Below are 13,892 nucleotides of genomic sequence, written 5' to 3' on the forward strand. Positions count from 1 at the left end.
GCGATCTTAGCCAGAGTTCCTCTACTCAGCAGTTTTTTTGCTGAATCAAGTTAAAGTAATCCAATCCATCTCCACCACGTAGATGCAATAACTATTGTCGCAATTATTGTGATAATTGTTGCATAAAATCCAGGCTTTAAGAAATCTTTCTGTTCAATCATGCCAGTACTATGAACAAGTAAATTGGACATGGATTCCACAACAAACATAAATCCAAAAACACATGTTAATCCAGTAGCAAAACCTATAGCTAAAGGATCAATGCCCGCATTCTGTGCAACACTTATGATGATTGGAACCAATACGACCACTGCAGTTGATACGTTCGATATCATTTTATGAAATAGTTGAGCCATCAAAATGACAATGAATACAGCTAATAATGGATTTTGAATAAGCTCCATAAACCAAGGTACACTTAAATAATCACTTATTGTATCCGCGGCGCCAGAATCTACAAATGTATATCCCATCGACAAAGTCACACTTAATAATAAAATGGTATTGTAATTGATTTTAATAACTGATTCCCAATCTGCAATTCCTATTTTCGGTAATGTCATCAATACAACTCCGATTAAAGCTGGAATGCTTGGATGCATTCCATGAACTGGTTCAGTTAACCAAAGCACAACGATAAAAAACAGAATGATCATACAAATTATTTCTTGTTTATTCACTGGACCTAGTTCTTCTAATTTAATTTGCATCTGTTCTTCAATCTTTGGAAAGTATTGTTGCTCTTTAGGCAATGGGAATACTCTCAATAAGAGAATCCATATAGCAGGTATTAATATTAACCATAATGGAAACGTATAAAAAAACCATTGGAAATACGTGATATTGACCCCAGCAAAACGATTAAGAATCTCCACAGTTAATATATTTCCAATTGCAGCGGTCATCACTGCCGATCCACTTATGACCCCACCGTATGCAACGCCTAGCATAATCATTTTTCTGAAGTTACTTCCGGGTTTCGCCTCGACCGTCGAGATAATCATAGTGGAAACCGGTACTACTAAAGCAGTACGGACAGCAGTTGATGGAATAAAGAAAGATTGAATTTGTTGGATAATAATAATACTGCCTAATAATCCTTTCGCACTACTACCCCATCTTCTCAAAATTTCGTAGGTCATTCGCTTAATCAGAGAAGTTTCGTTAACAGCGGTTGCAAGCATCATACCAGCAACGATTAAATAAGTAGCTGGTGAAGCAAATCCACTGAAAATAACGGACGAATCTGCAATGTTAAAAATAAGCATGAGCAATAAAATGATCAATCCAGTAAGTCCTATTGGAATGGGCTCCAATGACCATAAAATGATCCCAAACGTGATAATACTAGTCATCAGTTTGGCGTGGTAAGAAAATGTATCGGGTAACAAGAAAAATATTAATAGGAATCCGGCAATAGCTAAAGAAATATATGCATACGTTTTAAAATCTTTATGTGTAGATATCTTCATGCCACCATATCATTCCCTTTATCTAACCTAATTTCACCTTTTATAAAGCATGACAAATCCAACCGCCAAAATGATTCGTTCTAAAAAAGTTTGCAATTCTGTGGAACCCAGCTTCTACTAGTAGCTTCCTCAGTTTTTCCTCGGATATAGACAAACCAGTTAACGTATCCTTCATCAATTCCTCGACTTGCGACTCTGATAGTTTTGTCGTATCGAGCCAATAGTCTTTCCAGAGTGTTACGAGTTCTCTAAATTCTGAACTTGCCGGATCTCCGAATTTACTAACGAGCACAAACGGAGCACCCGGTTTGAGATGGGCTCTTACTTTTTTTAAGAGTGCAAGCTTGTCATCTACTTCTGGTATAAAATGAAGAACGAGAATGCAAGTCGCTGCATCAAACGAATTTCCAATCGGAACGTCTTCTATGGTTCCATTGATCAGTTCTACCCGGTTGTCCATTTCCATTAGTTCTGCTTTCCTCTTGGCAACTTCAAGCATAGCCTTTGATGGATCAACAGCCGTAAATTTCCATTCAGGATTCGTAGGTCCGAATGCTTTTAGTTCATTTCCTCCACCACCGCCAAGTATAAGGAGAGAAGCAATGTCTTTTAGATTGGCGCGCAGAAATGTCTGCGCAAGCCGGAGCATCGGGTCATAAGTGGGAAGTGTCCGTCTTACTCCCTTGTCATATTCAGCCGCAATTTCACTATCGAATTCCATCTTTTTAGCCATCTATCCAACCTCCTATCCTTCTACTTTCCAATGCTTAATAGTAGATTGTGTAAATCTGATTTTTCTTCAAAACCGATACCTGGAGCATTTGGTAATTTGACATAACCGTCTTCTACTGCATAATTATCCGCAAATCCTCCAAATGGCTCGAATACACCTGGATAGGATTCATTTCCATGAAGTGCTAATCCAGCTGCAATGTTTAAGGACATTTGATGTCCACCATGCGGAATACAACGTCTGGAAGACCAACCGTGATCTTTCAACATATCGAGAATTCGTAAATATTCCACTAACCCATAGCTAAGCGCACAATCAAATTGAAGAAAGTCTTTTTCTGGATTCATCCCAGCATAACGGATTAGATTCGTTGCATCTTGTAGGGAGAATATATTTTCCCCTGTTGCAATTGCATGTGGATAACGTTTAGAAAGCTCCGCTTGCAAATGATAATCAAGTGGATCACCAGCTTCTTCATACCAAATAAGTTCATAGTCTTTGATCTTTTCTCCAAATTCAATTGCGTAATCCAAGTCGAAGCGGCCATTTGCATCTACCATTAATCCGCTTCCTTGCGGTAAAATAGCAAGCACAGCTTCAATACGGTTTAAATCCTCCTTTAAAGAAGCGCCGCCAACTTTCATTTTCACATCTTTATAGCCTAATGCTAAATAACCCTTCATCTCGTCTTGTAGTTCCTTTAACCCTTTATCCGGGAAATAGTAGCCACCTGCAGCGTAAATGTATACTTGCTCATCTACTTCGCCATTTCCATATCTTTCAGCAAGTAATTGGTATAAGGCTTTTCCTTCTATTTTGGCTACTGCATCCCAAATAGCCATATCGATCACACCAACAGCAACCGTGCGTTCGCCATGACCACCTGGTTTTTCATTGGCCATAATAATGGCATGTATTTTATGTGGATCAAAATTAGACCCATCATCGGTGATAATATCTTTTGGATCAGCTTCTAGTAATCTAGGAATAAATCGTTCGTTCAGTAATGCCGTCGGTGCATAACGCCCATTTGAGTTAAATCCATAACCAACAACCGGTTTCCCATCTTTCATCACGTCTGTTGTAATCGCTATTGCAGATGCGGTCATTTTACTAAAATCAATATATGCATTTCTTATTGGGCTACTAATTGGAACTGTCTTAACTTCTACTTTTGTTATTTTCAACTTACTCATCCCCTTTAGAATTTCTAAGATTTACTGCGTACTATTTCAATATCGAGGACTCTTCTGGATAGTTAGAATAAAATAATAGGTGCTTGGCCTTTTTGTAAACAGGGTAATCTACCATTTGATTATCTACAGCTATTGATGCCACTCCGCTTTCTTCTGCCTCTTCAAATGCCTTTACAATAGCTCTTGCATTGTATATCTCTTCTTCTGACGGTGAAAATAGTTGATGCGTTATTTGTATTTGCTTCGGATGAATGATTAGCTTTCCTTTAAAACCAAGTTGTTTAGCAATTTTCGCTTCATTTTCGAAGCCTGCTGCATTATTGAAGTCTGCATAAACAGTATCAATTGGCGCTCCAATGCCAGCTGCTTTTGAAGCTATGACAATTTGAGATCGAGCAAATAATAATTCCATCCCATTTGCTGAAAGCTCGCATCCTATGTCTAACGAAAAATCGATCGAACCAAAAGCCAGTTTGGAAATCATCTCATCTTCTGCTGCAATAGCGTACGCAAATTGGACTCCTTTTGCTGTTTCTATTAAAGGTATTACTTGGAAGGTAGATGAGAGATTAGTGGCAACTTCTCGAATTTTCTGGCAAACAAATCTAATATGCTGCCCACTTTCCGATTTAGGAACGACTATGCCTGCTGCTCCATTTGTTACCGCACAGATTAAATCTTCTTCCCAAAAAGGTGTCTCACAATCGTTAATCCTTACAAAAATCTCTTTTTCTTTGCTAAACCTTATTAATGATTCTTTAACCGTTTCTCTTGCCTTTTCTTTTTCAGCTAATGCGACTGCATCTTCTAAATCGATGATGATACTGTCTGCATTAGATGCAATTGCCTTTTTAATCATGTCCTTGTTAGTACCAGGTACAAATAAGTAGGATCGTGCTAGACTCATTACTTTTCCCTCATTTATATGATTGGTTATTGGATACATTAATTCGTTACACTATTAAGAACGCCACTTTTTGCTTTCTCTTTTATGTTGGCAATAATGGCATCGGTTACTTCTGTAATATTAGAATTACCACCAATATCTGGAGTTTTAATGCCAGCATGCAATGTATCTTCAATCGCTTCTAATACAAGTGCTCCCATCTCTGTCTCCCCTAGATGATCCAACATCATTTTCGCCGTCCAAATTTGTCCAATTGGATTGGCAATACCTTTACCATAAATATCAGGAGCCGAGCCGTGGACCGGTTCAAACATGGAAGGATATTTGCCATTTAGATTTATATTAGCAGCAGGAGCAATTCCAATACTGCCCATAATCGCTCCGCCTATATCGCTTAAGATATCTCCAAAAAGATTACTAGCTACTACTACATCCATCGTCTGTGGCTTCGTAATGAAAAAAGCAGATAATGCATCAATGTGGATGTTTTGTACACGAACATCCGAGAATTTTTGAGATATCTCGGATAACACTTCATCCCAGAATGGCATCGAGTGGACAATTCCATTCGATTTTGTAGCGCTAGTTAAGTATCCACTTCTTTTTCTAGCTAGTTCAAATGCATATTCCATTACGCGAGAAACGCCTTTTTTTGTGAAAACAGCATTTTGCACTACGATCTCGTCTATGCCATTATGGACTCTTCCACCGCTAGAACTATATTCACCCTCGCTATTCTCTCTGACAATGATCATGTCGAAGTCTTGTGGATTGGATAAAGGCGACACCATTCCTTTTAATAGTTTTGCAGGTCTTACATTAATCACCTGTTCAAATTCTCTACGAATTTTTAATAATAGTCCTCCTAATGAAATATGATCTTTTACTAGAGCTGGGTCCCCAATCGCTCCTAAAAAGATTGCATCACTTTGACTTAGTAAATCTAAAGCATTGTCTGGCATCATTTTCCCGTGTTCGACATAATACTGAGAGCTCCATGGATAATGTGTATAATTGAATTTTAATCCTCCGTGAATATTTGCAACTGTGTCTAATACACGTAATGCTTCTGGTACAACTTCTTTCCCAATTCCATCTCCAGGAATGACTGATAACTCTATTTTTTTCATCGTAAATCTCCTCTCCATTTTGTTTGTATACTTCAGTTTTTATTAATCATTCTTATTAGATTTTCTTTTGTTCGATTAATATGCTTTTCCATTACTTCTCTTAATTTGATCGCATTTTTTTCTTTAATATATTTCACCATCAACCGATGTTCCTCGTGAGAATCCGAAAGGTGATTTGCAAGTAAACTAGGTGTATATTGCGGAACTCCCTGCCATAATGTATGGATAAACCCTTTGATTCTTCTTCCTGGAGAAGCCTCTATAATAATTTGATGGAATTCTTTATTTAGTTTCATATATAATTCCATGTCACTTTCACTATCTTTTAAGTTCAACATTTTTTCGTATAAGTATTCTAATTCCTTTATATCTTCTTCCTCTAAAAACGGAAGAGATTGAACAGCTACTTCCCCTTCTAACATCTGTCTAAGGCGGTAGATTTCTTCAATGTCTTCGATGGAGATAGGTGTAACAATCGCACCTTTTCGTGGTTCCATACGTACTAAACCTTCTACTTCTAGTTGTCTTAACGCTTCACGAAGAGGCATTCTGCTGACTCCTAGTTTTTGGGCCCATTCTTCTTGTGTGAGCCGATCGCCCATTTTAAATTCACCTTTTAGTATTAAATCTCTTAATTTGGTCGTTACCTTGGATTGTAAAGTGGCTCTATCCTGTTCCGTTAATTTGAATTTTTCCATTGTACACTCCCTAACTAGTTGCAGATATACTCTTTTCCCTTATTTCCACATCGAACATTTCTTCAATATGCTTTACGATGGCAGTATGGTCTTGATTTCCTTTTCCATCAGACCACGCTTGTTTCCATAACTGAAAGGAAGCACTCGAAATAAACATAGGAACTTTTTCTTCTTCCGCCATATTCATGGCAATTTTCAAATCTTTCACCATTAAATCAAGCGTAAATCCTATCTCGAAATTTCTAGTTAATACTTGGGTCGGAAATTTAAAATCACTGGAAAAGCTTTTTGCCGTACTCGAATTAATGACGTCCAACATTTTGGATGGATCTAGTCCTAGTTTTACCCCAAGAGCCATTGCTTCTCCTGTTGCTGCTAAAGTCGTTGCGGAAATCATATTGTTTAATGCTTTCATCGTATGGCCCGCGCCAATGTCACCAACGTGAATAATATTCTGTCCAATATAACTTAGGAGCGGTCTAACTTCTTCAAAATCGGCAACTTCTCCGCCAACCATTATGGACAAAGTTCCTTCTTCTGCCTTCTTCACCCCTCCACTTACAGGAGCATCAATCATCCTCAATCCTTTAGCTATTAACATGGCATTTAGTTCCTTCGTTACAGAAGGGATGGAAGTGGTCATATCTATTAATAGACTGTTCGGGCGCAGTCCCTTCATCAAACCTTCTTGTCCTGTTAATATTTCTTTGACGATTGCTACATTTGGGAGGACAGTAATAACATATGGAAACTTCGACGCCAATTGAGCTGGACTTTCTGCTTCCGTTGCCCCTAAACCGACTAAAGCTTGGACGAACTTTTTATTTACATCAAAAACGCCCACTTCCACACCTTGATTTACTAGTCTCCTAGCAATCCTGCCCCCCATATTTCCTAAACCAATAATCCCTACTCTCATATTTTCAATCCCTTCTTTTATGATCTATATTTCGTTTATGACTTATATAAAGCTACGCCCTCCTTGTAAATATCCCCGCCGTGTACATCATTAATGACAAACACCGGAAAATCCTCAATCGTTAACTTCCTAATTGCTTCTGTCCCTAAATCCTCATACGCAACTATTTCAGAGCTTTTAATCGAACGAGCAATTAATGCGGCGGCTCCACCAACTGCACCAAAATAGACTGCCTTATGTTTTATCATCGCTTTCTTCACTTCTTCGCTTCGATACCCTTTCCCGATCATTCCCTTTAATCCTACTTCCAGTAATCTCGGAGTATATAGATCCATTCTGCCACTAGTCGTTGGTCCAGCAGAGCCGATAACTTTTCCTGGCTTTGCTGGTGTTGGACCGACATAATAAATAACTTGATTGGACAGATCGATTGGGAAAGGAATTCCTTCTTTTTCTTGTTCAATCATTCGTTTATGTGCCGCATCTCTAGCCGTATAAACTACACCAGATAATAGGACCCGGTCGCCTGCTTTTAACGCAATAAGGTCAGCTTCTTGTAATGGTAGGTTTATTTTTTTCTGCACAGTTAGCTCTCCTTAATTTAAAGATATAGTTTGATGACGACTGGCGTGACAGTTAAGGTTTACAGCAACTGGTAATGCGGCTATATGACAGGATTCAACCTCCACTTTCACGTCTAGTGCGGTAGTACTTCCTCCCATCCCTTGTGGACCAATACCTAGTCGATTGATCTCTGTCATGAGTTCCTTTTCTAGCTCGGCAACAACAGGATCTTCATGGCGAATACCTAAAGGTCGAAACAATGATTTTTTCGCTAAGTAAGCACAGCGCTCAAAGTTTCCACCAATCCCAACGCCTACTACTAGCGGAGGACATGCATTTGGCCCAGCTTCTTTTACGATTGATAAGATATATTTTTTCACTCCTTCTATCCCGTCTGAAGGCTTTAACATTTTCAATTCACTCATATTTTCTGCGCCTCCCCCTTTTGCAGTCATATGAATCGTTATACTGTCTCCCTCCACTAATTCTAGATGGACGATGGCTGGTGTATTATCTCCTGTGTTTTTGCGATTCAATGGATTGTAAATGATCGAATTTCGCAAATACCCTTCTCCATATCCCTTTTTGACTCCTTCATTAATCGCTTGTACTAAGCTTCCTCCTACAATATGACAGTCTTGACCTACTTCCACGATAAAGACGGCAGTTCCAGTATCTTGACACATTGGTACTTGTTCGGTTTTAGCAATATCTGCATTTTCTATTAATTGGGTAATTACTTCTTTTCCTATTTCTGATTGTTCGGTTTGTAGCGCTAGTTTAAAAGCAGAATAAACATCTTCCCCCAAATTGTAATTCGATTTCTTACACATCTCTGCAACTTGTTCAACGATATGTTCGTAATGGATCATTTTCATATACCATCCTACTTTCTCCTTTTTTCTAACGCACAATATAAAAGGTACCAAGTGCCTTTGCTATTAAACTTCCTTTTTCATCTGTAATATCACACTCCGAAACTACTGTATTCTTTCCTTGATAAAGGATAGTAGGATTTGCGAGCAAACGAGCTCCTTGACCCTTTTTAATGAAATTTACCTTTAATTCTAATGTGAAAACTTTTTCTCCTTCTTGTAGCGATTTTAAAATTTTAAAGCCAATGGCAACGTCAGCTAGTGTATAAATGGAACCTCCTTGTGCAACTCCATATGTATTCTCATTTTGGATTCCTAATTTCATTTCCGTTGTGCCATCTTCATTTTGTTGAATTCCTAAAAATCTCCCTAAAAAATGCATAGGGATTTCGGTCGTTTGCTCATTAGTAGAGGAAGCTTGATAAAGAGACAGCAAATAGGATACCTGATCTAGCTCGCTACTACTTAAGCTTTTTAGTGTGTTTTGTATATAATTGAGTTGTTCGTTTTTATTAGATTCCATCATGATTTCTCCCTCTTTATCTAGCACCCTGTTTGAACAAAGTTGATTTCCGCTTCAGGCGGACGCTTTCCGTGGGCTTGGCTCCTGCGGGGTCTTCAGCTCAAGCTAATCCCACAGGAGTCGCCGCCTTCCGCTCCAATCAAAGTAATTAGAACTTAATATGGAGGAATGATTTCATATACACCACTTATGAATATTCCGATTTTCAGATACAATAAGAAGTTATGAAATTTACTGGGATAGTTTATAGAATTTCAATATTTTTCCCTTATTCCCTATTATGAAATTGAAATTGATTCAGCCATTAAACTTTCCGTATTCTCCATTAACTCTAGCTCTAAAATGTTCTTGATAATCTGCTGTTTTCTCGTATGGTTAATATCGTTGGTCATATTCGTAAACTTTTCTATTAGTTCATCTGCAGTAACAGCGTTTTCTGGATCACCTTTTGGAAAATCGGATTGTTTTTGAATCGTTTCTCCATTCGCTAAAAGAACATCTACAGTAGCTCCCCATTGTTCTGGATAATTAGCATTAATTTGTGGATCAATACTTACCTTTACTTTTTTCAATAGCTGACGAATTTGGCTATCCCACAAATTAGATTCATTAAAATCAGCTAAGCCTGCACTTCCAGTTAAAATGGCTAGTGCTGAACAAAACTGTAGACTAAATTTAGCTGCATACTCGGTTGCTGGATCATTGTTATCTGTTATATCAATCGCTGCTTTATATGATTTAACCGTTATAGACTCAATTTCCTCGAAGATAGGTTTGCGTTCCTTAAAAACCTCGATTAATAAATCAATTGCATGATGTGTATGGCGACAGGATGCATGAATTTTAAAGGAATTCTCTAGAATTTTAAATTCATTTCCTAAACCTTCCGTTATTTTGGAAGCATCATATCGTTCACTCATCGCTTTAAAAAACCCTCGATCACCTTCCAGAATTTTCGTTGGACCAGTAAACCCTTTCTGCGCTAAGAGTGCAGCCATAACACCGTTCATTGCTGCTTTTCCAGAGTGTAATTGTTTGGTCATCGCACCATCTACTATAAATTCCCATAGTCCAGCTGCCTGTGTACCTGCATTTCCTAATGCAAAAACCATTTCTTCTTCCGTTAAGTGCAGTAATTTGGCAGCAGCAATAGCTGCACCAAAAGTTCCGCACGTCGCAGTATTATGCCAATAATAGTAATGAGATGGTGAAACGGCTTCTCCAATTCTAAAGCAAACCTCATAACCAATAACGATCGCCGTTATTAACTCTTCCCCAGACAGCTTCTTCCACTCGGCTACAGCAAGAGCAGCAGGAATGACAACCGTCGCCGCATGGATAATAGACCCTTTATGAATGTCATCTAGCTCTACTACATGACTCGCTGCACCATTTACAAATGATGCATTTAAGACAGATGATTTCCCACCACTAAAAAGAGTGGCTTGTTCCGAACCACCCATCTCATCCATTAATTCACTGATCATTTGAATAGGTACTTTATTAGATCCAGCTATAGCTGATCCAAAGTAATCCAATATACAAAGCTTTGTAAATTCAACAACTTCAGGAGGCAATTTTTCATAGGTTAATTCTTGACTATATTTGGCTAACTCTCTACTTAAGTCCATTCATTAACACTCCTTTTCTTGAGAAATTGAAAGTTCCTTGCTTTAATTGATAGTAGGCACTGAAAGAGTCCGCAATAGACGGTATTTGAACGATCTTGAACCCGTTGATTTCCGTTACAGGCGGAGGCTTTCCGCGGGCGGTCCGTGAGCCTCCTCGTCGCAAGCTCCTGCGGGGTCTCACCTGGACACGCTTTTCCCGCTGGAGTCGCCGCCTTTCACTACAATCAACTATTATCCGCTTTTATTTAATTTTTTTCCTATATTTAGTATAGAAAACAGTTAAGGCCGACTCTATTTAGAAGAATCTTTGTATTTTGTATCCAAAAGAAAACTTCAAATTTTTTTTAGTTTTCTTCTTTATCCATTTCATCAAAAACCTCTTTTGCTGTTCTGAAACTATCTATTGCTGCCGGCACTCCACAGTAAATAGCTGTCTGTAAAAATACTTCTTGAATTTCATCTTTCGTTAGACCATTGTTAATAGCCCCTCTTACATGTAGTTTTAACTCATGCGGTCTATTTAAAGCAGTAATCATTGCAAGATTTAACATACTTCTTGTTTTCTTTGGTAAGCCAGGTCTTGCCCAAATCTCTCCCCAACAATACTCTGTTACCAATTCTTGCATGGGCATATTAAAATCAGTTGCATTTTGAATTGAACTATCTACATACTCCGCTCCAAGTACGCTACGTCTTATTTCTAAGCCTATATCAAATTTTTCTTTGTTCATGGATCATTCTCCTAACTCTTTTTATTTGGATGACACTTTGTTCTTTTGATTCATAAGGATCAACTCATCAATAGAAGGATACTCATCTAAATGTAAAAGGATTTTTGCCATACTATCTGAGCTAGATTTCCCTAAATTCTCTTCTACGAGACTATTAAATTTAGTTAATAGCTCCCCTTCTACCATTGGATTTTGTATACTACCTTTTGCATGCTGTACTTTGTGCGTTATTTGGGATCCATCTTTTAAGATGGCTATCACTTCAACCTCTTCTTCTTTTATCGCTTCGTCTATCTTTATACTTATTTTCTTTTGCATTTCGATTATTTTTTCATCTTTCACTTTTTCATCCGTGTATTGCTTTTCACTAGCATCGCCATCTAAAAATGCAATGGCAGCTGTGAAATATACACTAAACTTTCCTTCTAATCCTGTTTTTGGTGTTTCTTTTCCAGTCAATTCAAGTACATAAGGATGAACTTTTAGCTCGATGGACTGAAGTTCTTCGGGTGAAACTCGTTCATGTAAATAAACGCATGCATCAATCGAAGGATGTAACACAATCCCACAAGCATATGGCTTAAAACTATTTTTCAATAGTTCCCAGTCTTCACCCCAGTTGACATTCACTTTTTCTAAATCATGCTCTGGTGCCAGTACACTTGCAAAGCCTCGTTTAGCTTCTAAAATCTTTTCAGAGCTTGTAAATCCTTTTTTCGCCAGTAATGCCGCTAGTAATCCATTTTGTGCAGCCTTTCCTGGATGGAATGGTTTAGTCATTGTCCCGAAAACTTCTCTTAAACCAGAAGATTGCGTCCCTGCAATTCCTAATGCCCATAGTAATTGTTCTTGATCCAATTTTAGGAGAATTCCCGCTGCAATAGCTGCACCAAAAACGCCTGTTGAACTCGTAATATGCCATCCTAATTGATAGTGACTTGGGTAAACTGCATTAGCAATTCTTAACTCCGCTTCGCACCCTAATATAAATGCGTGCAATATTTCTTTTCCACTTAAACCTAAATGCTCTCCTAAAGCAAAAACTACTGGAGCAACTGGACCACTTGGATGATGAATCGTATCTAAGTGCGTGTCGTCATAGTCGAAAATATGGGATGATGTTCCATTTATTAATGCCGCCATTAATAAATCAACCTTTTCTTCCCTTCCAAAGATGGAAACTTGTTCCGCAGTTTTTAACTCTTTTGTTAACTCCAGTAATATATCAATAGAAGGATGGGTAGAAGCCCCAACTGCTACACCCATCCAATTTAACAAGCTTCTTTTCCCATGAAGTATTACTTCTTGTGGAATTTGATCATAGGAAGTCGATAAACAATGATCCACTAAAGTTTTTGTTACCATTTTGCTCCATCCTTTTACTTGGCCCTATTTTCGGGTCGATTTACTTATTCTCCTGCGTTTCTTGCAGCTTCAATAATATCCGCACCTATTTCATCCTCATATTCCGCATAAATAGGCTCTAAAACTTTTTTAAATTCTTCAATTTGCTCTGGTGTTAATTCAACAATTTCTACATTGCCTCTTTCTTTAATCTTTACAAGCGCTTGTTCATTTAGACTTTTTGCTTCAGCACGTGCCACCTCAGTACCAGCTGCTATTCCTGCTTCTACAAGTGCTTTTGTTGCTTCATTCATGCTGTCCCAAAATTTCGTATTCGTAAACACAGCATAATCTACGCGTGTATGGTTCATAACAGTCATATACTTTTGTACTTCATCGAATTTTTTTGATTCTATATTACTAAATGTGTTTTCTTGTCCATCTACTACCCCTTGATCAAGTGCAGTGTATAATTCTCCAAAAGGAATAGACTCAGAACCTGCTCCAAGTGCTGTATACATAGATTCTAATACTTGACCACCTTGCGTACGGAATTTTAGGCCCTTCAAATCAGCTGGTGTACTAATAGCATGTTTATTATTTGTTAAATGTTTCCCACCATTAGGCCACATAGATAACCCAAGAACACCATCGCCTTTAAGACTACTTAAAACTTCTTGTCCCTTTTCCCCATCCCAGAATGCAATTGCTTCTTCATCATTTGCGAACGCAAATGGAAGTGCAGGAACGTTGAATTGTGGATTGTTTCCAACGAATTTTGTTAAGTCAGGTGCGATAAATTGAATATTATTTGCTACTAAGTTTTGATATTCATCCTGATCTCCAAACAGTGAACTATTCGGATAGATTTCTACTTTAATCTTGCCGTCTGATTCTTTTTCAATATATTCTTTCATAGCTAGTGCACCTTGATGCTTTGGTGTATTTTCCGCAACAACGTGCGCAAATTTAATAGTAAGTTCCTGAACTCCATCGCCACTTGCACCAGACACAGCTACTTTTTCATCACTTTGACAAGCTCCTAAAACGAATATGGATAGAACAAATAATAGAAATATAGATAACTTTTTCACAAAAATCCCCCTTAAATTTTTAATAAAAAGATAATAAATTCTAGTTTTGCATCTTTAGTTGAAAGGGCTTTCACT

The 13,892-nt window shown here is 38.0% G+C and carries 14 protein-coding genes; all 14 read right to left on the reverse strand.

Annotated features, from left to right (window positions below; all coding sequences use genetic code 11):
* Nucleotides 1–50: 50 nt before the first annotated feature.
* Nucleotides 51–1,472 carry an SLC13 family permease gene (locus BMZ04_RS02970; RefSeq protein ID WP_093265079.1) on the reverse strand — a complete coding sequence of 474 codons (1,422 nt, stop codon included), beginning with the start codon at nt 1,470–1,472 and terminating at the stop codon, nt 51–53.
* Between the two features lie 40 nt (nt 1,473–1,512).
* Nucleotides 1,513–2,205, reverse strand: coding sequence for a class I SAM-dependent methyltransferase (locus BMZ04_RS02975; protein ID WP_255367768.1), 693 nt, complete (start codon nt 2,203–2,205; stop codon nt 1,513–1,515).
* 20 nt (nt 2,206–2,225) lie between these two features.
* The gene (locus BMZ04_RS02980; protein WP_093265082.1) at nt 2,226–3,392 is read right to left on the reverse strand and encodes a mandelate racemase/muconate lactonizing enzyme family protein; all 1,167 of its coding nucleotides are present in this window, start codon (nt 3,390–3,392) and stop codon (nt 2,226–2,228) included.
* Between the two features lie 40 nt (nt 3,393–3,432).
* On the reverse strand, nt 3,433–4,308 hold the full coding sequence (locus BMZ04_RS02985; RefSeq protein WP_093265085.1) for an HpcH/HpaI aldolase/citrate lyase family protein: 876 nt from the start codon (nt 4,306–4,308) through the stop codon (nt 3,433–3,435).
* 38 nt (nt 4,309–4,346) lie between these two features.
* Nucleotides 4,347–5,438 (reverse strand): tartrate dehydrogenase, encoded by a 1,092-nt coding sequence (locus tag BMZ04_RS02990; RefSeq protein WP_093265087.1) that lies wholly within the window; start codon nt 5,436–5,438, stop codon nt 4,347–4,349.
* A gap of 32 nt (nt 5,439–5,470) precedes the next feature.
* Entirely contained in the window at nt 5,471–6,136 is a 666-nt protein-coding gene (locus tag BMZ04_RS02995) for a GntR family transcriptional regulator (protein ID WP_093265090.1), read from the reverse strand.
* A gap of 10 nt (nt 6,137–6,146) precedes the next feature.
* On the reverse strand, nt 6,147–7,055 hold the full coding sequence (locus BMZ04_RS03000; protein ID WP_093265093.1) for an NAD(P)-dependent oxidoreductase: 909 nt from the start codon (nt 7,053–7,055) through the stop codon (nt 6,147–6,149).
* Nucleotides 7,056–7,090: 35 nt separating this feature from the next.
* Nucleotides 7,091–7,639 carry a Fe-S-containing hydro-lyase gene (locus BMZ04_RS03005; RefSeq protein ID WP_093265096.1) on the reverse strand — a complete coding sequence of 183 codons (549 nt, stop codon included), beginning with the start codon at nt 7,637–7,639 and terminating at the stop codon, nt 7,091–7,093.
* Between the two features lie 12 nt (nt 7,640–7,651).
* Complete coding sequence (locus BMZ04_RS03010; protein ID WP_093265099.1) at nt 7,652–8,497, reverse strand: fumarate hydratase; 846 nt, start codon at nt 8,495–8,497, stop codon at nt 7,652–7,654.
* Between the two features lie 25 nt (nt 8,498–8,522).
* On the reverse strand, nt 8,523–9,017 hold the full coding sequence (locus BMZ04_RS03015; protein WP_177184295.1) for a PaaI family thioesterase: 495 nt from the start codon (nt 9,015–9,017) through the stop codon (nt 8,523–8,525).
* Between the two features lie 278 nt (nt 9,018–9,295).
* Nucleotides 9,296–10,648, reverse strand: coding sequence for an MmgE/PrpD family protein (locus tag BMZ04_RS03020; protein ID WP_093265105.1), 1,353 nt, complete (start codon nt 10,646–10,648; stop codon nt 9,296–9,298).
* A gap of 344 nt (nt 10,649–10,992) precedes the next feature.
* Nucleotides 10,993–11,379, reverse strand: a complete 387-nt coding sequence (gene pcaC / locus BMZ04_RS03025) for a 4-carboxymuconolactone decarboxylase (RefSeq protein WP_093265108.1) — start codon at nt 11,377–11,379, stop codon at nt 10,993–10,995.
* 21 nt (nt 11,380–11,400) lie between these two features.
* Nucleotides 11,401–12,744: an MmgE/PrpD family protein gene (locus BMZ04_RS03030; protein WP_093265111.1), complete on the reverse strand. Its 1,344-nt coding sequence runs from the start codon at nt 12,742–12,744 to the stop codon at nt 11,401–11,403.
* Between the two features lie 44 nt (nt 12,745–12,788).
* Nucleotides 12,789–13,817, reverse strand: coding sequence for a DctP family TRAP transporter solute-binding subunit (locus tag BMZ04_RS03035; protein WP_093265114.1), 1,029 nt, complete (start codon nt 13,815–13,817; stop codon nt 12,789–12,791).
* Between the last annotated feature and the right edge of the window lie 75 nt (nt 13,818–13,892).

The sequence above is a fragment of the Psychrobacillus sp. OK032 genome (assembly GCF_900111345.1).
In the GTDB taxonomy this organism is placed as follows: Bacteria; Bacillota; Bacilli; order Bacillales_A; family Planococcaceae; genus Psychrobacillus.

What these genes read in the sequence shown, in the direction of transcription:
- BMZ04_RS02970 (WP_093265079.1), bottom strand. Translation starts at nt 1,472, where the DNA reads ATGAAGATATCTACACATAAAGATTTTAAAACGTATGCATATATTTCT.
- BMZ04_RS02975 (WP_255367768.1), bottom strand. Translation starts at nt 2,205, where the DNA reads ATGGCTAAAAAGATGGAATTCGATAGTGAAATTGCGGCTGAATATGAC.
- BMZ04_RS02985 (WP_093265085.1), bottom strand. Translation starts at nt 4,308, where the DNA reads ATGAGTCTAGCACGATCCTACTTATTTGTACCTGGTACTAACAAGGAC.
- BMZ04_RS02990 (WP_093265087.1), bottom strand. Translation starts at nt 5,438, where the DNA reads ATGAAAAAAATAGAGTTATCAGTCATTCCTGGAGATGGAATTGGGAAA.
- BMZ04_RS02995 (WP_093265090.1), bottom strand. Translation starts at nt 6,136, where the DNA reads ATGGAAAAATTCAAATTAACGGAACAGGATAGAGCCACTTTACAATCC.
- BMZ04_RS03000 (WP_093265093.1), bottom strand. Translation starts at nt 7,055, where the DNA reads ATGAGAGTAGGGATTATTGGTTTAGGAAATATGGGGGGCAGGATTGCT.
- BMZ04_RS03010 (WP_093265099.1), bottom strand. Translation starts at nt 8,497, where the DNA reads ATGAAAATGATCCATTACGAACATATCGTTGAACAAGTTGCAGAGATG.
- BMZ04_RS03015 (WP_177184295.1), bottom strand. Translation starts at nt 9,017, where the DNA reads ATGGAATCTAATAAAAACGAACAACTCAATTATATACAAAACACACTA.
- BMZ04_RS03020 (WP_093265105.1), bottom strand. Translation starts at nt 10,648, where the DNA reads ATGGACTTAAGTAGAGAGTTAGCCAAATATAGTCAAGAATTAACCTAT.
- pcaC (WP_093265108.1), bottom strand. Translation starts at nt 11,379, where the DNA reads ATGAACAAAGAAAAATTTGATATAGGCTTAGAAATAAGACGTAGCGTA.
- BMZ04_RS03030 (WP_093265111.1), bottom strand. Translation starts at nt 12,744, where the DNA reads ATGGTAACAAAAACTTTAGTGGATCATTGTTTATCGACTTCCTATGAT.